Genomic DNA, 19709 nt, shown 5'->3' with positions numbered 1-19709 from the left:
GGCTTTTCCGGCGTGTGGACCGTAAATGATCAGAACGATCTGCTCGCGCACCTCTTCGGACTACAAAAGGTTAACAAAGCATGAAAACGAGGACGCTCAGTGGATAATTGCGCGCTCCGAAAATGTTTGCGACAAGCCCCAGATATTTGATAGGCCATCTGCACTGGTTTGTCGAAACATGGGCGAACCGGCAACCTCGGCGGGTTGATCCCGGCGAACCAGGGCCCAGTGCCGGTTCCACCTGCTTTCGACACAGGGCTAGCCGGACGCCGGGTTGCGATCTAGGAATTGGAATGAAATCGAAGCACCATCAATATATGCAGGTCGCAATATGACCCATAGCTGCTGCGCGCCGCACCGCGACCCGATCCCCGAACAAACGGACAAAGCTCTAGCCCCGATCCTGGCAGCGGCCAGGCCGGTCGCTACCGAAACTGCCAATATCCCCGGCGGCCAGGTACAGGTCGGAACCCGGCGGCCCGTTCACGACGGTGACGGCGAATCCCCTGTGCGCGCCGTGCGCGTCAAACCGTTTCGCATGGACGTGACCGCGGTCACGAACGAGCGGTTCGCGGCCTTCATAGCGGCCACGGGCTACGTGACCGAGGCCGAAAAATTCGGCTGGTCCTTTGTCTTCTTCGACATGCTGCCCGAGGCAACGATCACCCAGGGCGCGGTGGGGACAGAGTGGTGGCGACGCGTCGACGGGGCGACATGGGATCGCCCCGAGGGGGAGGGCAGCAGCTTCTCCGGGCGTGAACAATATCCGGTGATCCATGTCAGCTGGAACGATGCCTCCGCCTTCGCGCACTGGGCCGGCGGGCGCCTGCCCACCGAGGCAGAGTGGGAACATGCCGCACGCGGCGGGCAGGCTGACCCGATGTTTCCGTGGGGGGATCGGGAGCCGAACGATACGGACTTCATGCCATGCAATATCTGGCAGGGCAGCTTTCCCGGCACTAATACCGCCGCTGACGGACACCGCTGGACCGCTCCCGCGCGCTCATTCGAGCCCAATGGCTACGGGCTCTACAACATGTCGGGCAACACCTGGGAATGGTCGGCAGACCGCTGGCGGGTCCGGTCGCTGAAAAAGGCCAGCCGTCAGCGTGATGCCGGTGCCGCCGCCACCGAACAGCGCGTGATGAAGGGGGGCTCCTTCCTCTGCCACCGCAGCTATTGCTATCGCTATCGGATTGCTGCCCGTCACGGCAACACGCCCGATACGACCACAAGTCATGTCGGCTTCCGGCTGGTCTATTCCCCGGCTGACGATTGAGGCGCTCAGGCGCTCTCGCGTACCAGCAGCCTGTGTGGAACAATGAGGCGTGGTGGCTCATCCACCGGTTTTCCATCAATGCGGGCCAATAGCCGCTCCACCGCCAGCCTGGCGATGACGTGCCGGTCAGGCGCAATGGTCGTCAGCGAGGGCGTCGAGTAGCGCCCCTCGTCGATATTGTCGAAACCGACCACGGCAATGTCCTCGGGCACGCGCAGCTTGTGCTGATGAATGGCGCGGATGGCACCAAGCGCCAGCAGGTCGTTGAAGCAGAATACGGCGTCCGGCCGCTTTCCCGATTCGATCAGGTGCGTCATGGCGGCAGCGCCGTTTTCGCGCTGGAAATGCGTCGTCGAAATGATGAGGTCCTCGACGACGTCCAGCCCCATCTCCGCGTGGGCCTTGCGATAGCCCAGTGTGCGAATTTGGGCGGCGCTGCCCCCCCAGCGTTGCTCGCCAATGGCGGCAACCCGTCGGCGCCCCTGCTTCAGCAGATGGCCGGTAGCTTCGGCCGCTGCCGCAACATTGTCGATCGAGACATGGTCGAAGCCGGGATCGAACAGGCGCGGTCCGAGCAGGACGAAGGGCACGTTCAGGATACTGCGTAGCTCGGCGTCGCTCACGCGCGAGGGGCTCAGAATGACACCATCGAACAGGTTGGAGGCCGAACTGCGGATCAGGAAATCCTTCTCCTGCTCCACATCGCCCCCGGTATGGTCGATGAGCACGACATAGCCATGCCTGCGCGCCTCTTCGATAATGGACTGGCCCAGCTCACCGAAATAGGGCGAGCCGATTTCCGGCACGACCAGCGCGATGACCTTGGATCGCCCGGAGCGAAGGTTGCGCGCCATGACATTGGGCCGGTATCCGAGCCGGTCGCAGGCCTCCTGCACGCGGCGCCGGGTCTCTTCGGCCACGTGTATGTAGCCATTGACGACATTGGACACGGTCCGGGCGGAGACCCCCGCCACTTCAGCCACGTCCTTCAGGGTGGTTGCACGCATCTGCGCCATGTGGTCGATCCGCCAACGTCCAGCTTCTGTCTCTTCTGGATAAACCAAACTGCCGCCATTGACTATTGCAACGTTGAAAATTCTATGCACTCATGTTTGCAACGTTGAAAACGTCAACAACCGCGATCAAGAAGCGGTCAAAGCGAGGGATTCGCCGTGGCGGGAGTCGAATTGCGTGGTCTGTCGAAGAACTTCGGCGCGGTCAAAGTCCTGCATGACGTGTCGGTGGAGATAGCCGACGGCGAGTTCGCGGTGCTGCTGGGGCCTTCCGGCTGCGGCAAGACCACCCTGCTGCGCTTGATTGCCGGCCTCGAGGCCATGACAGAGGGCGAAATCCGCATAGATGACCAGCGCATAGACCAGTTGCGGCCCGGGCAACGCGGCATCGCCATGGTGTTCCAGTCCTACGCGCTCTATCCGCACATGTCGGTGCGCGCCAATCTGGCCTACGGGCTGAGGAATGTCGGCACACCCAAAGACGTGATCGACGAGCGCATCCGTGTTGCGGCTGGCATTCTCGAGATCGAGTCGCTGTTGGACCGGAAGCCCGCCCAACTCTCGGGCGGGCAACGCCAGCGCGTTGCCATCGGCCGGGCCATCACCAAGTCACCGAAGGTATTCCTGTTCGACGAGCCGCTGTCGAATCTGGATGCCAGCCTGCGGGCTCGTACCCGGGTCGAGATCAGCAAGCTGCACCAGCGCCTCGGCGCCACAATGATCTTCGTCACCCACGATCAGATCGAAGCCATGACCATGGCAACCAGGATCGTCGTCATGCATGCCGGCCGGGTCGAACAGGTGGGAGCGCCGCTCGAAGTGTATCGGCGACCGGCAACCCGCTTCGTTGCCGCCTTCATCGGCACGCCGCAAATGAACTTCGTTCCAGTGACCGGGGTGGGCAGCGACGGCGAATGGATCGTGCCGGCACTTGCCGATGGCACGAGCGTCGAGGCCCGGATCGCGCGGGAAGCGATGGGCGGCGCCATGCCGGTCGAAATAGGCTTCCGCCCGGACGAGGTCGAAATCGACGCCGCAGGACCGCTCCAGGCCGACGTGGACGTGGTGGAGAGATTGGGCGACCGTACTCTCGTCTATGCACACCTCGCCGATGGCACGGCACTGATCTACCAGGATCATAGCGAAAGCACGGTACGGCTGGGCGACCGCGTCGGCCTGCGGCCGCTGCCGCACAAGCTCATCGCCTTCGATGCCGAGGGCAGGACGTATCATCCTGGAGAGCCCGGATGACCGTCATCGCAGAAACGGCGGAGCGGGCAGGGGCCGCGACCCGGAGCAACAATCGCCCCCGCCGGCAATGGATCGGACTGCTCTTCGTTGCGCCCTTCGTGATGCTCTACCTCTGGCTGATGATCTACCCGCTCGTCATGGGCGTGGTCATGAGCTTCCAGTATCAGGACCTGCTGAGCGGCGTGACCGAGTTCGTCGGCTGGTGGAACTACGAAGACCTGTTCAGCGATCCGATATTCATCGGCTCGATCTTCAACACCCTGCGCTTCGTGCTGCTCACGGTGCCGCCCTTTGTCATCATCGGCCTGCTGATCGCTTTGGCGCTCAACCGGCCCACCCGGGGCGCCGCCATCATGCGGGCGCTGTTTTTCGGGCCGCACGTTCTGTCGGTGACGGTAGTCACGTTGATCTGGAAGACGGTTTACCTGCCCAATGTCGGCATGATCGACGCCGGCGCAGCCGCCATGGGCCTGGAGCCGGTGTCGGTATTGCTCAATCCTGACTGGGCGCTGGCCGCCGTCGGTCTGGTGACGGTCTGGTGGGCCATCGGCCTGCCCATGATGCTGTTCCTTGCCGCATTGCAGCAGGTGCCGGACGACATCTACGAGGCCGCCAAGCTCGATTCCGCCGGCCCCGCACGCATTCTCTTCACTATCACCATCCCCTCCATCGCCAAGATGATCGTGCTGGTGGCGGTGATCGAAGTGGTGCTGCAGTTCCAGGTCTTCGGCCAGATCAACCTGCTGACCGGCGGCGGACCCAACAACACCACCCGCACGATGGTGATGTTCATTTACCAGGCGGGATTCCAGCAGTGGCAGGCCGGCTATGCCGCCGCAGCATCGCAGATTCTGTTCCTCATCATGCTGGTCGCGGCAGGCCTTCAATTCTGGGCCAGCCGCCAGCGAGCGGAGGCTTGATGATGGCCGTATCCAAGAACCGCGAGCCGCTGTTCAGTCGCCTGACTTACTGGCTCGTCATCGTTCTGTCCCTGTGCTGGCTGATCCCGCTGTTCTGGGTGCTGGGTCTCTCGCTCAAGCCCAACGAGGAGCTGTCCTACGGCCTGGGCACTGTGTTCCGCGCGCCCTATACGCTCGAAAACTATTCGGACCTCGTGCGCTCGAGCCAGTTGGGAACCTGGATCGTCAACAGTGTCATCGTCTCGGTCATCCAGACCGTCCTGGTGCCCATCATCTGCTCGGTCGCCGGCTATGGCTTTGCCCGCCTCGACTTTCCCGGCCGGGGGCCATTGTTCGTCTTCGTGCTGCTGGGGCTGGCCATTCCGGGGCAGGCCATCATCATCCCGCTTCACTCCATGTTCGCCGAACTGGACCTGCACAACAGCTATGCAGGGCTAATCCTGCCGCATCTGGGTACGCCATTCGGCGTCTTTCTGATGGCGTCCTATTTCCGCGCCCTGCCCAAGGAACTGGAAGAGGCCGCAGCGCTCGATAACGCTTCGCGCTGGAAGATATTTCTCACCATCGCCCTGCCGCTTTCGGTGCCAGCCCAGATCACCCTGGCGATCTTCACCTTCCTAAATGCCTGGAACGACTATCTGTGGCCGCTGATCTCGGCGACGCGTCCGGACATGTACACGCTGACTATAGGGCTTGCGGCGACGCAGACCAATTTCGACCAGTCTGAAGGCATCGGCTATTTGATGGCGCAGGCGGTCTTCGCCGGACTGCCCATGCTGATCCTTTATCTCATTTTCCAAAAATACGTCCTGCGCGCGGTGGCCGGTGCTGGCGGACGATGACGAACAAGGCCACGGGAATGCTCAAGGAGGAGAAGCGCCCATGAAACTGATCCGCAAATTGACCCTGTTGGCTGCCACGATATCCTTGGCAGGCCTGACAGCCCAGACGGCCTTTGCGCAGACCGAAATTCGCTTCGCGCGGTTCTTCGGCTCGTGCGAAGCCGATTTTGCAGACATTACCGATCCGAGCACCGCCACCAATGAATGCGGCGTCATCACCGCGTTGACCAATAAGTTCAACGCCGAAAACCCCGATATCCGGGTGGTGACCGAGATCGTTGAGTGGCAGCCCTATTATGAGCAACTGGCCGGACGTCTCGCCGCCGGTGACGTGCCTGACGTCTCGGTGATGCATGCCGATGTTCTGGGTGAATTCGCTCGCCGCGGCCTGCTGCTGCCTCTCGGCGACGCCTTTGCCGAAGTGGGTATCGACGTGAACGATTTCGTGGCCAGTGGCCGTGAGAACGTGGAAGTCGACGGTGAGATCTATGGTCTGCCGCAGGATTTCATCAGCTGGCTCTGGCACACCAATAACGCCCTGTTCGCCGAGGCCGGGCTGGCCGATGCCGATGGCAAGCCGGTCATGCCGACCAGCATGGACGAGCTTTTCGAACAGGCAACCGCCTTCAAGGAAGCCACCGGCAAGCCATACCTGGCGCTACCGGTCGATTCCGGCTCCATCGCGCGCACGTTCTATACGCTGGTGTGGCAGCAGGGCGGCGAATTCTTCCCCGATGACACAAGGCAGATCGCCCTGCAGACGCCCGAGGCGACCGAAGCCCTGACCATGCTCAAGCGGCTGGTCGATGAAGGATTGGCCACCGCCTATACCGATGGCGGGGTGGGCAATTCGGAATTCCAGCAGGGCAATGCGGGCGTGGTCACCCAGGGGACCTGGATGATTGCCCCCTTCGTGGCCGCCTCGAGCAATGACGAGATGGCCCTGACCGACTACGGGGTCTACCCGTTGCCGCAGCTCTATGCCGAGAACGCCCAGTTTTCCGCCGGCCATACCTGGGTGATGCTGAAAAGCGAATCCCGCACCGAGGAACAGCGCCAGGCCGCGCTCAAGTTCATGAAGTTCCTCTATGACCACAATGGCGACTGGGCCCGCGCCGGACACCTGCCTTCGCGCCAGAGCGTGCTGGACAGCGCTGAATTCCAGGAGCTGCCGTTCCGGTCCGATATCATGTCCATCCCCGGAAACGCTCGCCACCATCCCAATACGGTCAACCAGCAGCGCGTCATGTTTTTCACTATCGGTGAAGAGCTGGCCGCCGCGGTCCTGGGGCAGAAGAGTGTCGAGCAGGCGCTCGCCGATGCCGAAGGCCGCGTCAACGCCGTGCTGCGCCGCGCACGCTGAATTCCTCCCACCGCCCTTCGAGGCGGTGGGTCCCCAATCCGTCCATCAGGTCTTTCCCAATCCATGAGCAAGCGGCCAAATATCGTCTATGTCTTCGCCGACCAGTTGCGTTACGACGCGCTGGGTTGCACCGGCAATCCGCAGGCCCACACGCCGAATATCGACCGCTTCGCTACTCAATCGGCATCGCTCACCAATGCGATCGTGAACACGCCGGTCTGCACCGCCTATCGCGCATCGCTTTTGACGGGCAAGCACACCACCAGCCACGGCATGGTCATCAACGAATTGCGGATGAACCCAAATCAGCGTTGCCTGGGTCACATGCTCACCGATGCGGGCTACAACACCGCCTATATCGGCAAATGGCACCTGTATGCCAACGAGCTGGGCGGCCACTACGAGCCGCGCAACTCCTTTGTCCCGCGCGGCCCACACCGGCTCGGCTTCGATGGGGAATGGAAGGCCTTCAACTTCCATCACGAAAATTATAGCCCGCCCGCCTATTACCATGAGGAAACGCCCGACAGGATCAGCTACGGCCCCGGCGAGTATGAGCCGACTGTGCAGACCGAGCATGCCATCGACTTCATCCGTCGCGCCGCGCACGACCCGGACGCACGCCCGTACTCGTTGACGCTGTCCTATGGACCGCCGCACGATCCTTGGGGGCCTGATAACGTGCCGGAGCGCTTCTGGCGCTTGTTCGAGACGGCGCAATTTCCGCACCCGCCCAACTATCGCGATTCAGACGACGCGCCCTATCGTGACCGGTGGGCGAGCCTGAACGAAGCCGAGCGCCGGGAGCTCGAGAACTGGCGCCGCGGCTATCACGCGCAGGTGGCGAGCCTCGACGCCGAATTCGGTCGCCTGATGGCCGCGATCGAAGCCTCGGGCCAGGCGGACAACACCATCGTCGTCTTCACCTCGGATCATGGCGAGATGTTCGGTGCCCATGGGCGACGAGCCAAGCTGATTTTCTACGAGGAAGCCGCCAACGTTCCCTTTATCGTCCGCTGGCCGGGGCGGGTTCCGGCTGGCACCACGCCCGATATCCTGCTCAGCACGGTGGACATCCTGCCAACTCTCGCCGGCCTGGCCGGCTTGCAGGCCGCGGGTGATGTGGAGGGTATGGACCTCAGCAAGCGGCTCCTGGGCGGCGCGGGGCCGGAGCCCGAAGTCGCCCTCATGCAGGGTTGTGGCGCCACCGCGCGCTGGGAAGACGGCCATGAATGGCGCGCCGTCCGTGACAAGCGCTTTACCTATGCCGTGTTCAAGCTGGACGGCAAGGAATTGCTGTTCGATCGAACCACCGACCCATATCAGCTCGTCAACCTCGCCACGGACCCCGCCTATGCCGACGAGGCGCAGCGGCTCCGCTCGACCATGCTGGAGCGCATGGCGCGCATCAATGACACATTCGAACTGTCGAGCTGGTATCGCGATCATTGGACGGATGGCGACCGCAGGATCCTGCGCTCCGCCACGGCGGATTTCGGCAGGCAGCCCGACTGAGTTGGTGCGCGATAGGAAACTCGATCTGTAGCGGTGAAGCGATCACTTTTGTGCATGGCTCGCGCGCACCTTTCGAGCGCTCCCACACGCCGGGGTTGGTAGAGTGGCGGCGGAGGCCCTCATGACCATGCCCAATATCCTGCTGATCACGACTGATCAGCAGCACTACGATGCTCTCGGTGTGAAGACGCCGCAGTTGAAGACCCCGAACCTCGACCGCCTGTGCCGGGAGGGAACACGTTTCGAGCGGGCCTATTGCCCGGCGCCGGTCTGCACGCCCTCGCGGGCCAGCATCATTACCGGCCAGTATCCCTCCCATCACGGGGCCTGGACTATCGGAGTGAAGCTGCCCGAGGACGTCCCGACGCTTGGCGATCACCTCATCGCCGCCGGCTATGCAACTGCCCTGATCGGCAAGGCGCATTTTCAGCCGCTTGCTTCCGCGCCGGGTTCGGAATCGCTGGAATGCCAGCCCGTCCTGCGGGACCTCGATTTCTGGCGCAGTTTCAACCGAACCTGGTACGGGTTCGAGCATGTTGAACTGGCGCGCAACCATGCCGATGAGAGCCATGCCGGGCAGCATTACGCAATCTGGATGGAAGAACGGGGCCTGTCGGACTGGCGGGAATACTTCCAGCCAGTAAAGGGTGAAACCTCATCCAAGGCGCCGCGGCTGGGACCCAAGAAGGGCTATACCCGTGCCGACCGTTCCTGGGCATTGCCGGCCGAACTGCACTACACCACCTGGACGGGCGAACGGAGCCTCGCCTATCTCGATGCCCACGCCGATCGCGACAAGCCCTTCTTCCTGTGGGCCAGCTTTCACGATCCGCATCCGCCCTATACCGTCAGCGAGCCTTGGGCATCCATGTATGACCCCGCCGATATGGTCGTGGATCGGGTGACGCCTGGCGAGCATGATCGCAACCCGCCGCACTTCGCCAAGACGCAGCAGGAAAATCCCGATTTCGGTGCCTGGCACTCCCCGTTCACGGCGCATGGCTGCGAAAGCCACCTCTATCCGGAGGAGGAACTGAAAGGGGACAAGGCCACGTATTTCGGCATGATGAGTTTCCTCGATGCCGAAATCGGGCGCATTCTCGACCGGCTCGACGCGCTTGGATTGACCGAAAGCACGCTTGTCGTGTTTTCGACCGACCATGGTCATTTCCTTGGCCAGCACGGCCTGATTGCCAAGGGCCCGTTTCACTACGAGGACATGCTGCGTATCCCCATGATCGTGCGCATGCCCGGCAGGGTACCGGCCGACGCGGTTTCCAATGATCTGCAGAGCCTGGTCGACCTGGCCCCCACCTTCCTCGATGCGCTGGGGCTGCCGGTGCCGGGCGAAATGCAGGGCGTATCGCAGTGGTCGAACTGGCAGGGCGGCGAAGCGGCACGGGATTACGTGCTCTGCGAGAACCGGCACAATCCGCAGATGCCGCATGTCGAGACCTATGTCGAAAAACACCACAAGATCACGGTCTATCGCGAGGCCGGCTATGGGGAACTGTTCGACCTGGCGAGCGATCCCGGCGAGATCAACAATCTGTGGGACGATGCGGCCGCGCAACAGCTGAAGACGCGGATGCTGCAAGCCATGGTGCAGGGGATCATGAAGTCCGAACCCACCCGCATGGCACGCATCGCGGGCGCTTGAGGCCTAGCGAATGACGACAGCGCGGTCCATCGTATGCACCGCGCTGTCGAGGCGCCACCGCAGCATACGGTCCTTGAGTTCGGCAAGCCGGGCCTGCACCTCGGGGTCGTGCCAGAGATTGTTCTCCTCGCTCGGATCGGCAGCGAGGTCGAAATACTGCCCGTCAACAGCGCCCAGGAACAGCACGGCCTTGTCCCGCTCGGTGCGGATCATGGTGATGAGCCTGGTATCGGCCATGGCCACGTCGCCCGCCTGTTCGCAGAATACCGCGTCTCGCCCGGCCCACGCCTTGCCCTCCAGCGCCGGCAGCAGGCTTTGTGCTTCAAAATCGGCGGATGGTTCGAGCCCGGCGAGTTCGAGGATCGTGGGGCCGAAATCGAATAATTGGCAAAGCTGCTGCAGGCGTCGCCCTCCGGCAAATCGACCGGGCGCCCAGACGATGGCGGGAACACGCGTGACCATGTCATACATCGCCCACTTCTGCGACAGGCCGTGCTCGCCCAGATTGTCGCCGTGGTCGGACATGAAGATCACGATACAGTTGTCGAGATAGCCGCGCTGCTCAAGCGTGTCGATCAGCCGCCCGAGTTGTTCGTCGATGAGAGTGACATTGCCATCATAATGCGCGCGCAGGCGCCGCAGCTGCTCCACGCTGGGATCGAGCGACCAGGAGACTGCGTCGTGATCCACCCTGGTATCATGTTCCCGCTTCGCCCGAAGCGAAGCCGGCAGGCTCGCCAGTTCCCTGGCGCTGGCCTCGGGCACGGGAAGGTCGGCTCTATCGAGATAGGGTTGGGAATATCGCGCCGGCGGGTCATAGGGCGGGTGCGGACCAGGAAAGCCCACCTGCATGAACAGCGCTTCGGGCCGTGGCCGCGTTTCCAGCCACCACATGGCGGTCTCGGCGACGAAGACGTCTGAATGCTGGCTGTCGGCCAGCGGCCAGTCGAAGGCGCCAAGCCGCTCGGCATAGTCGGGCAGGGTCCGGTAATGCGCCCGGGAGGGCTTTACCGCGCCTTGATGCACCAGTGACTTGTCCCATTCGTCGGCATACCAGCGGCCCTCGAAGAAGCGATCCTTGTTCTCGACCACGAAACGCTCGTGGAACCCGGCCGGCGCGTCATAGGGAATGGTGTGCATCTTGCCCACATTCACACAGTGATAGCCCGATTTCGCCAGTTGCTCGACCCAGCTGTGCGACCAGGCCTGGCCATTGCGCAGCACGCCGGACGTATGCGGGCTGTGGCCCGAGAACAAAGCCGCGCGGCTGGGCACGCAACTTGGCGCGTTGACGAAGCAGTTGTCGAAGCTCACGCCCTCCCGCACCAGCCGGTCCAGGTTTGGCGTGTTCATGTGCCCGGCGCCCAGGGCCTGGATAGTATCGAAACGCTGTTGGTCGGTCATGACCAGGACGATGTGGGGGCGGGCGGAGCTCACCGTGTGGCGTCCTTTTCGATATTGGTGCGGGTTCGAGCCAGCAGAGCCAGCATCGCGGTATGCGCCCGTTCGGGATCGCCGGCCTCGACGGCCAGCAGCACCGCTTCATGCATCGGTATCGAAGGGCCGGGCGCTTCGCGGTGGCGCAGGGAAATGCCGATAAAGGCGGCGAGCGCCGCTTCGATCATCCCGCCGAAGGCCATCATGAATTCGTTGCCGGAGGCGGCCAGGATAGCCTTATGAAACTGCAGGTCGGGGCCCGCGAAGCGCTTGCGATCGGTGCCGGCCGCAACCATGCCCGAGAAGGCGGTGCGGATCGCCTGGATTGCCTCTTTGTCCTGGTGTCGTGCGGCCGCTGCCGCGGCGGCTGGCTCGATCGCCTCGCGCAGCGCCAGCAGATCGGTGGCAAAGCCGATCTCCGTCCCGCCCTCCAGCCGCCAGGCCAGCAACTCTCGGTCCAGCATCTGCCAATCGGCCCTGTAGCGTACGCGTGTGCCCGCTTTCTTGCGCGATTCCACCAAGCCCTTGCCGGCCAGCACCTTGATGGCCTCGCGCACGATGTTGCGGCTGGCGCCAAATTGGACAGCCAGTTCAAGCTCCCCTGGCAGGGTTGCTCCAGGGGCGTGCTCGCCACGCAGAATTGCGGTGCCAATCTGCCGGGCGATAGCCGAGGCGCCCGTCTCGCGAACGGCAATGCTGGAAAATGGCAAATCACAACCTCAATTTATGTTGGACATAATGGATTAAGTGGGACATAAAATCAAGCAGCTCACCTCGGAGGAGCTGCGCCATGTCAAACCGAATCCATGCGCTGGAAATAGGCTGCGCACAGCTCGAGCAGGGTGTGCATGGGCGGGTATTGCGCCATGGTGCGGCGCAGGAGGGCCCCGGTTTCCGAATTGCGGCGACCCATTTCAATGGGGATGGGCAGGATCGGGCGCCCGGGAATGCCATAGACGGCAGCGTCGGGCAGGATGCAGAGATAGTCGCCATCCTGCAGCAGCCGGAAGATCGCCAGCAGCGAACCGCTGCGTACCCGCACCTGCGGCATGGCCCCGGTGCGCTCCATCACCGCGTGGATGGTCTCGGCCTCGTAAATGGGATCGGCGGCATAGATGATCCAGGGAAACTTGTGGATCATGGCATAGTCCCCGGGATCGCATTTTTGAATTGGATGGTCGGCACGCGCCGTGACGCGGTCGCGGATCTTGCTGAAGGCGCGCGCTTCCAGTTGCGGATAGTTGCGCTCGGGCGCGTAGAGACCGCCAAAGGACACGTCGATACGACCGTCCAGCAGAGCCGGCAGCGACGTGCCGGTACTCGGCGTCATCTCAATCGTCAGGTTGGGGAATGTCTCGTGCAGCCTGGGGATGACCGTGGGCAGGACCACGGAAGACCAGAGCGGGCCGGCATGAATGTTGAGGCGTCCCTCGGCGCCCGGATTGCCGCTTGCCAGGTCAGCCTCGGCGAGTTCCCAGTCCCGCGCCAGTCGCGACACCGTCGTCAGCAGGCGCTGGCCGAAAGCGGTGGGACGAACACCACGCGCGTGCCGTTCCAGCAGGGGCTGGCCGTAGTGTTTCTCCAGTTGCGACAGCGAGCGCGACAGGGCCGGCTGCGTGACATTGAGAATTTCGGACGCTTTGCGAACGCTCCCCGCATCGGAGATCGTCTGGAAGCGGAAAAGCAGGCTCATTCTATCCAGCATGATGATGCACTTCTGTTATCACTCATGCAAAGAATGGCATTGGTTTTGTATAGGTGCAATTGTTATCGACTGAGACAGCGGATCGTCAAAAGCAGCGCCAAGCTGCGGCATCCGCACAGGGGGGAGTGCGACCGCAGGAGGCCTCAAGGCCCGGCACGGTCGGCGACGCGCGATAACCAGGAATTTGAATTCAGCCACGCTCGTTTCGAGGTGGTCAGATGGGAGAGGAGACCATGATTAAAACCCCGTTTTCGTCCATGAGCCGCAGGCAATTCCTGGCAGGTTCGACGGCCCTCGGCACCTTGGCGCTGACCGGCGCCGGGGGCGCCCTGGCGCAGGAATTCACCATCCCCGAAGCCATCGCCCCGATCACCGGCGATGGTCCGTTGCGCTGGATCGATAGCGGCGACCAGAAGGCCGTGTTCTATCGCGCCTTTTTTCCTGAATACGGGGCAGCTCGCGGCATCGAGGTCGTCTATGACGGCCTGCCCTGGAACGAGATCGGCCAGGTGCTGCCGCTGGGCATCCGCAATGGCACTGCCCAGGACGCATTCTGCCTGCCGCTCGGCCTGCCGCCGGCATTCGCGATCAACGAGGGCTGGGTGCAGGCGCTCGACGACTACATTCCCGATATCGAAAGCTGGAAGGCTGGCTTCCCCGCCGGGGCGTTCCTCGAAGGTCTCAACGTATTCGACGGGAAAACCTACGGGCTGCCCTATACGTCGGCCCGCGTGACCTCGGCGCATGTGCTCTACAACAGGCAACTGCTCAACGATGCCGGATTTGACCCCGAAGCGGAGGCGCTGACCTGGGACAGCTTCCGCGAGGCCGCACGCAAGGTGACCGAGCTCAATGCCGGCCGCGCCTTCGGCTTCATCATGGGCGGAAACCAGGTCAACCGTTTCGCCGACATCACCCGCAGCCTCGCCAATATGGCGGGAACGGCCTGTGGCGATACCTCCATCGGCCTGGGCATCGACTTCCGCACGGGTGAACCCGTGTTTGACAGCGACGAATTCGTCGGCGCGGTCGAACTGCTCATCGCCATGCAGGCCGATGGCTCGGTCTTCCCCGGCGCCATGAGCCTCAACGCGCCGCAGGCTCGCGCGATGATGCCGCAGGGTGCCGCGGGCCTGATCCTGCAGGGACCCTGGAACATCCCGCAATGGGAACGCGAGAATCCCGATTTCGATTTCGGCATTGCCCCGACTCCGGCTCCCGCAGGGGCAACGGGCAATCTCATCGTGGGGGCACTGGCAGCAGCGTCCAACACGATGTTTATCAACAGCAAGGCCAAAAATCCGCAGGCAGCCGCCGACGTGTTCCATTACCTGGGCACCGAACAGGGCCAGATCGACTGGGGCAACGTCGTGGGTCCGTCTGATCCGCCGATTTTCCCCGCGGCGGCGACCAATTCGCAGATGTCCGAGCGGTCCAAGGCAGCCTTGGCCATGTTCGAGAGAACCATCAAGGTCGGCCCCAATCCGTTCGCTCGCAATCCGCAGTTGTCGGAAGTGGCAAGCCGCTACAAGGAGCCGACGCCGAACCTGGCGCTGACTGTGCAGGGTCTGTTCACGGCCCAGGTCTCCAACGTCAAGGAACAGCTCACCGCCTTGGTGTCGGCGACCAATGCCGCCCTCGACGAAGCCTTTGCCGCTGCCAAGGAGGCGGGGGCAGAGGTGAGCCGCGACGATCTGGTGTTCTCCAACTGGCGGCCCGACACCGACTATGTCGCGGCCGACTACGAAGCGCTCTAGCGCTCCTCCCAAGGAAGGGCCTGTCCGCCTCGGCGGATGGGCCCCACGACGCGAGTTGACCGATGGCCGATGATACCCTGACCGCCCGCCAGACATTGCCGATTACCCGGCCCGACAGCTTAATGTCCCGGCTATGGCACAGCCGGATCGAGTATCTGTTCCTTGTTCCGGGCATGCTGATCTTCGGCGCCTTCATCCTCTATCCGATTTTCGCCTCGCAGTATTTCTCGCTGCTCAACTGGTCCGGTTTCGACGCCAACCAGACCTTTGTCGGGCTCGCCAATTATGCGGAACTGCTGACCGACAAGTATTTTTGGGATGCGTTCGGGCGGTCGTTCCTGTTCACGATGAGCACGGTGCCGCTGCAAATGCTGGTCTCGCTCGTCTTCGCCATCATCCTCAATAACAAGCTCATCAAGCTCTCCACCCTGTTCCGCACGCTGATCTTCCTGCCGGTGGTGACGCCGGTGGCCGTAATCGGCATCGTCATGGCCATCATGCTCAGCCCCTTCAACGGGCCGATCAACCTGGCGATGCTGGACATCGGGCTGCTGGCGCGTCCGCTCGATTTTCTGGGCGACCCCAAGCTGGTGCTGTGGACGCTGGCAGGCATCTATGTGTGGAAATGGGTCGGGGTGACGATGGTCTACTGGCTGGCGGCCCTGCAGACCGTGCCGGCAGAACTCTACGAGGCCAGCAAGCTTGACGGGGTGAAGAACTGGCAGGTCACTGTTTTCGTGGTGCTGCCGATGATCATGCCCTTCGCCATCGTGATCGCCCTGATTTCGGCAATCGGCGCCCTCAACGTCTTCCCCCTGGTTCAGTCCATGACGCAGGGCGGGCCTTTCTTCGCCTCCGAGGTCATCGAGGTCTACATCTTCCGCAATGCCTTCGCGACCGCCGGCGCCGTGCCACGCCTGGGATATGCCAGCGCCGCCGGTGTGTTCTTCGGCTTTGCCATCATGGGTCTGACCATCTTGCAGATCGTTGCCGTGCGGCACCTGCGCAACCGGGAGAAGACCAATGCCGCGTGAGGCAAGCATGACGATCAGGCAGCCACTTGTCTCGCCGCGCGCCCGTCGCTGGATCGTTTCGGCTGCGCTCGCCGCTGTCTGCTGCCTGTGGGTCTATCCGTTGATCTGGATGGTGTCGGCCTCGTTCAAATCCAACGCCATGATCTTCGCCAATGAGGGACTGATCCCCAGCCAGCCGACGGTCGAGAACTATGTGAAGGCCTGGACCCAGGCCAATATCGGTGCCTACTTCTTCAACACGCTGTTCGTGACCATCGGCTCGGTCGCGCTGGTCACGATCTCGACGGCGATGATGGGTTACGTGCTTGGCCGCCGGCAGTTTCCGGGGCGCGGCCTCGTCTTCGGGCTGATTATCTTCACCCTGTTCGTGCCGCAGGGATACACCATCATCCCGGTATTCGACCTGTTGACCCGGCTGGGTATCGGCCAGTCGCTGTGGGGCGTGATGCTGGCCACGTCCGGCGGCTCCTTCGTGATCTTCGTGCTGCTGTTCGCGGGCTACTTCAGCCAGATGCCCAACGAGCTCGAGGAAGCCGCCAAGATGGACGGCGTGGGGTTCGTGAAGACCTTCTGGTATGTCATGCTGCCACTATCGCGGCCGATCGTGGTGACGGTCATTGTCATGCAGACGCTCTATGCCTGGAACGATTTCCTGCTGCCGCTGGTGGTGACGCTGGCCAACCCGGCGATCCGCACCCTCTCGGTCGGTGTCTACGCCTTCCGGGGCGAGAATTTCGTCGATTGGGGCGGCATGACCGCGGCATCCACCATTACCATCGTACCGGTGGTGATCCTGTTCCTCTTCCTGCAGCGCTATTTCATCGACGGTCTCGCCGGCGCGGTGAAGGGCTGACTCTAACAACGGAGAGACCACCATGTCTGGCGTCAGTCTCAGAAACGTCAAGAAAGCCTATGGCAACACGCCGGTGATCCATGGCGTCGATATCGAAATCAACAAGGGCGAGTTTGTCGTTTTCGTCGGCCCGTCCGGCTGCGGCAAGTCCACGCTCCTGCGGATGATCGCAGGCCTTGAGGAAATCACCGGTGGAGACCTGCTGATCAACGACCAGCGCGTCAACGACGTCGATCCGTCCAATCGCGGCGTCGCCATGGTGTTCCAGACCTACGCGCTCTATCCGCATATGAGCGTTGACCAGAATATGGGCTTCGGCTTGCGCATGAACGGCATGCCCAAGGCGGAGGTGGCGGGGCGCGTGATGCGCGCCGCCAGGATCCTGCAGATCGAGGAATTGCTGGACCGCAAGCCGCGCCAGCTCTCGGGCGGCCAGCGGCAGCGCGTCGCCATCGGGCGGGCAATCGTGCGCAACCCGCAGGTGTTTCTGTTCGACGAGCCGCTGAGCAATCTGGACGCCGAATTGCGCGTTGCCACGCGGCTCGAGATCGCCAAGCTGCATCACCAGCTTGCCGGCTCCACCATGATCTACGTCACCCACGACCAGGTCGAGGCCATGACACTGGCCGACAAGATCGTGGTGCTGCGCAAGGGCGTGGTCGAACAGATCGGCGCGCCGATGGAGCTCTATGAAAGGCCCGCCAATCTGTTCGTCGCCGGCTTCATCGGCTCGCCCCGGATGAATCTCGTCAATCTTACCGGAGCCGGCAGCGCCAAGGCGGCGCCGGATGGTTCGCCGGTGGCGATGGCGGGGCCGGGCGCCGAGAATGCCGTGGTGCTGGGCATGCGGGCCGACCAGATGCGCATCGTTGCACCCGGTGCCGGAACCATCGACGGCACGGTCAGCGTGGTCGAGCGGCTGGGCGACGCCGAGTTCGTCTATGTCCGCACCGGCTGGGACCAGGAACTGGTGGTGCGCGTCGATGGCGGCACCGACTTGCCGGTGGGGCAGGCCGTCGGCCTCGCCTTTGCGGGGCGCACGCATTTCTTCGACGCCCAGGGCAAGGCGCTGGACGGCCTCAGCCTGCCAAGCGCCTGACGATTTTCACAAGAGGCAAACCCTTGCAGCCAAATATCATTTTCATCATGTCGGACGATCACGCCGCGCGGGCCATTTCGGCCTATGGTGGCGGACTCAACCACACGCCGAACCTGGACCGCCTCGCCAATGAAGGCATGCGGCTTGACCGGTGTTATGTCACAAACTCGATCTGCACCCCCAGTCGGGCGGCCATCCTCACCGGCACATACAATCACGTAAACCAGGTCACGACGCTCGATACCCACATCGACAACCGTCTGCCCAACGTCGCCAGGCACTTGCGCCAGGGTGGGTACCAGACGGCAATCTTCGGCAAATGGCATCTGGGTGAAGGCAAGGCACATGAGCCGACCGGATTCGACCAATGGGCAGTCGTGCCGGGGCAGGGGGTCTATTACGATCCGGTGCTGATCGATAAGGATGGTCCCAGGGTCCACCCGGGCTACGCCACCGACATCATCACCGATATCAGTCTCGACTTCATCAAGGGCCGGGATCCGTCGCGACCTTTCTTTCTGATGTGCCACCACAAGGCTCCGCATCGCAATTTTGTCTGCGACCACAAGCACGAGGACATGTTCGAGGGTGAAGATTTGCCTCTGCCCGAGAGCTTCTCGGATGACTACGCCAATCGCGCCGTGGCCGCCGCTGCGGCCAAGATGCGCATTCGCTCGGACATGACCTACGACGACCTCGGACTGATCCAGCCCGAGGGTGGCAGCGAAGTTGGCGACCTGATGTTCCCGCATCCCTTCGTGCAGAACCGCAAGGTGCCCGATATCGAGGATGGCGGCTCGATTACCCTGATCGATGCGCGTACCGGCAAGAATTTTACCTTTACCGATCCGCGGGCACTGGCTGAGTTCAAGTACCAGCGCTATATCAAGCGCTACCTGCGCACGGTGCAATCGATTGATGACAATGTCGGCCGGCTGCTTGACTATCTTGATGCGGAGGGCCTCGTCGACGATACCATCGTCATCTACACCTCCGACCAGGGTTTCTTTCTGGGCGAACATGGCTGGTTCGATAAGCGCTTCATGTATGAAGAGTCGTTGCAGATGCCGTTCCTGGTTCGCTATCCCAAGGCCATCAAGCCAGGCAGCGTCAGCAAGCAGATCGCCATGAATGTCGATTTCGCGCCGACCTTCCTCGATTATGCCGGCATCCGCATCCCCACCTACATGCAGGGCGCCAGCATGCGGCCGGTCTTCGAAGCGACGGCGGGCGATGACTGGCAGGACGTCGCCTATCACCGCTACTGGATGCACAAGGATGTCATCCACAATGCCTTTGCCCATTACGGCATCCGCGACCACCGCTACAAGTTGATCTACTGGTACAACGATCCCTTGCAGCAATTGGGGGCTACTAGGGGCGATGAGCCCCCGGAGTGGGAGTTGTTCGACTGCGAGGCCGACCCCCATGAATTGCATAATCGGGCAAATGACCCTGAATTTGCCGGTATCTTCGCCGACATGGTCGGAAGGCTCGATGCCAAGATGGCCGAGATCGGCGACATGCCCGAGCATGACAGCCGGATGGTGCTGTCCGGAAGGTGACGACAGGTCAGGTTGGTCGCCTGCCCGTCGGCAAGGGCGGGTAAGGCCCAGGAAGGTTAGTATGAGCGATCCCCAGGACCGGCAGAACCGGCCCGGTGACTCGCCGCTGATTGCGGGAGTAGACGAGGCGCTGCAAACCTCTGGTCGAGTCTGGGGCGCCGTGCTGGCCTGGTGGAACGCGAATATGGACGAGGCCGGCCTGCCGGCGCGTCTCCGCACCATGGTGCGCCGGCGGGAAAGCTGGCTGGTGCTTCTGGCCATCTTGATCGGCATAGCTGTAGCGGCTTGCCAACATAAGCGCCTCTGCTCGCAAACATCGGCATTTTCTGCTCGAATTATCTGACAATGGAGCGGGCGTCGTGCTCACGCTCCCTGCCAATGTGCTCGCAAACATCCGGGTCTGCTTGCAAACATCC

General features: G+C 62.5%; 17 protein-coding genes and 1 pseudogene. 14 read left to right on the top strand and 4 right to left on the bottom strand.

All coding sequences use genetic code 11. The annotated features are described in order from the left end of the window. Both AC5XE7_RS20035 and AC5XE7_RS20030 read left to right on the top strand, forming a co-directional pair. Positions 1-84, top strand: a pseudogene (locus AC5XE7_RS20035) (IS6 family transposase); the annotation flags it as partial. Positions 85-331: 247 nt separating this feature from the next. Beyond that, positions 332-1279, top strand: coding sequence for a formylglycine-generating enzyme family protein (locus AC5XE7_RS20030; protein ID WP_272792138.1), 948 nt, complete (start codon positions 332-334; stop codon positions 1277-1279). A 5-nt stretch (positions 1280-1284) separates the two neighbouring features. Here the strand turns inward: AC5XE7_RS20030 and AC5XE7_RS20025 are convergent, their stop codons facing one another. Next, a complete protein-coding gene (locus tag AC5XE7_RS20025; RefSeq protein ID WP_272792139.1) occupies positions 1285-2295 on the bottom strand; it encodes a LacI family DNA-binding transcriptional regulator in 1011 nt (336 codons plus the stop codon). 156 nt (positions 2296-2451) lie between these two features. On the opposite strand from AC5XE7_RS20025, the gene AC5XE7_RS20020 reads away from it, so the two are divergent. The 6 genes from AC5XE7_RS20020 to AC5XE7_RS19995 all read left to right on the top strand — a co-directional run bounded on the left by AC5XE7_RS20020 (position 2452) and on the right by AC5XE7_RS19995 (position 9843). Then, positions 2452-3543, top strand: coding sequence for an ABC transporter ATP-binding protein (locus tag AC5XE7_RS20020; RefSeq protein WP_272792140.1), 1092 nt, complete (start codon positions 2452-2454; stop codon positions 3541-3543). Then, complete coding sequence (locus AC5XE7_RS20015) at positions 3540-4463, top strand: carbohydrate ABC transporter permease (protein WP_272792141.1); 924 nt, start codon at positions 3540-3542, stop codon at positions 4461-4463. Before AC5XE7_RS20020 ends, AC5XE7_RS20015 begins: the two co-directional genes overlap by 4 nt. Beyond that, entirely contained in the window at positions 4463-5305 is an 843-nt protein-coding gene (locus AC5XE7_RS20010; protein ID WP_272792142.1) for a carbohydrate ABC transporter permease, read from the top strand. The genes AC5XE7_RS20015 and AC5XE7_RS20010 overlap by 1 nt, the downstream gene beginning before the upstream one ends. 40 nt (positions 5306-5345) lie before the next feature. After that, complete coding sequence (locus AC5XE7_RS20005) at positions 5346-6668, top strand: ABC transporter substrate-binding protein (RefSeq protein WP_272792143.1); 1323 nt, start codon at positions 5346-5348, stop codon at positions 6666-6668. A 63-nt stretch (positions 6669-6731) separates the two neighbouring features. After that, entirely contained in the window at positions 6732-8183 is a 1452-nt protein-coding gene (locus AC5XE7_RS20000) for a sulfatase family protein (protein ID WP_272792144.1), read from the top strand. A gap of 121 nt (positions 8184-8304) precedes the next feature. Beyond that, entirely contained in the window at positions 8305-9843 is a 1539-nt protein-coding gene (locus AC5XE7_RS19995) for a sulfatase family protein (RefSeq protein WP_272792145.1), read from the top strand. Between the two features lie 3 nt (positions 9844-9846). Here the strand turns inward: AC5XE7_RS19995 and AC5XE7_RS19990 are convergent, their stop codons facing one another. The 3 genes from AC5XE7_RS19990 to AC5XE7_RS19980 form a co-directional block, all read right to left on the bottom strand. Next, a complete protein-coding gene (locus AC5XE7_RS19990) occupies positions 9847-11280 on the bottom strand; it encodes a sulfatase family protein (protein ID WP_272792146.1) in 1434 nt (477 codons plus the stop codon). Next, a complete protein-coding gene (locus AC5XE7_RS19985) occupies positions 11277-11990 on the bottom strand; it encodes a FadR/GntR family transcriptional regulator (RefSeq protein ID WP_272792147.1) in 714 nt (237 codons plus the stop codon). The genes AC5XE7_RS19990 and AC5XE7_RS19985 overlap by 4 nt, the downstream gene beginning before the upstream one ends. An 83-nt stretch (positions 11991-12073) precedes the next feature. Continuing rightward, positions 12074-12973, bottom strand: coding sequence for a LysR family transcriptional regulator (locus tag AC5XE7_RS19980; protein WP_272792148.1), 900 nt, complete (start codon positions 12971-12973; stop codon positions 12074-12076). A gap of 230 nt (positions 12974-13203) precedes the next feature. Between AC5XE7_RS19980 and AC5XE7_RS19975 the strand changes: the two genes are divergently transcribed. The 6 genes from AC5XE7_RS19975 to AC5XE7_RS19950 all read left to right on the top strand — a co-directional run bounded on the left by AC5XE7_RS19975 (position 13204) and on the right by AC5XE7_RS19950 (position 19636). Next, the gene (locus tag AC5XE7_RS19975) at positions 13204-14742 is read left to right on the top strand and encodes an ABC transporter substrate-binding protein (protein ID WP_495367369.1); all 1539 of its coding nucleotides are present in this window, start codon (positions 13204-13206) and stop codon (positions 14740-14742) included. Positions 14743-14804: 62 nt separating this feature from the next. Beyond that, on the top strand, positions 14805-15776 hold the full coding sequence (locus tag AC5XE7_RS19970; protein WP_272792150.1) for a carbohydrate ABC transporter permease: 972 nt from the start codon (positions 14805-14807) through the stop codon (positions 15774-15776). After that, a complete protein-coding gene (locus AC5XE7_RS19965; protein ID WP_495367368.1) occupies positions 15766-16629 on the top strand; it encodes a carbohydrate ABC transporter permease in 864 nt (287 codons plus the stop codon). Before AC5XE7_RS19970 ends, AC5XE7_RS19965 begins: the two co-directional genes overlap by 11 nt. Positions 16630-16651: 22 nt before the next feature. Then, a complete protein-coding gene (locus AC5XE7_RS19960) occupies positions 16652-17728 on the top strand; it encodes an ABC transporter ATP-binding protein (protein ID WP_272792153.1) in 1077 nt (358 codons plus the stop codon). 23 nt (positions 17729-17751) lie between these two features. Beyond that, the gene (locus AC5XE7_RS19955) at positions 17752-19293 is read left to right on the top strand and encodes a sulfatase family protein (protein WP_272792154.1); all 1542 of its coding nucleotides are present in this window, start codon (positions 17752-17754) and stop codon (positions 19291-19293) included. A 61-nt stretch (positions 19294-19354) separates the two neighbouring features. Next, positions 19355-19636, top strand: a complete 282-nt coding sequence (locus tag AC5XE7_RS19950; RefSeq protein ID WP_272792155.1) for a hypothetical protein — start codon at positions 19355-19357, stop codon at positions 19634-19636. Positions 19637-19709 lie beyond the last annotated feature (73 nt).

It is taken from the genome of Aquamicrobium sp. YD-1-mutant5 (genome assembly GCF_059509755.1).
Note: the sequence above shows the minus strand (reverse complement) of the source record. Positions and strands in the feature narration are given on the sequence as shown.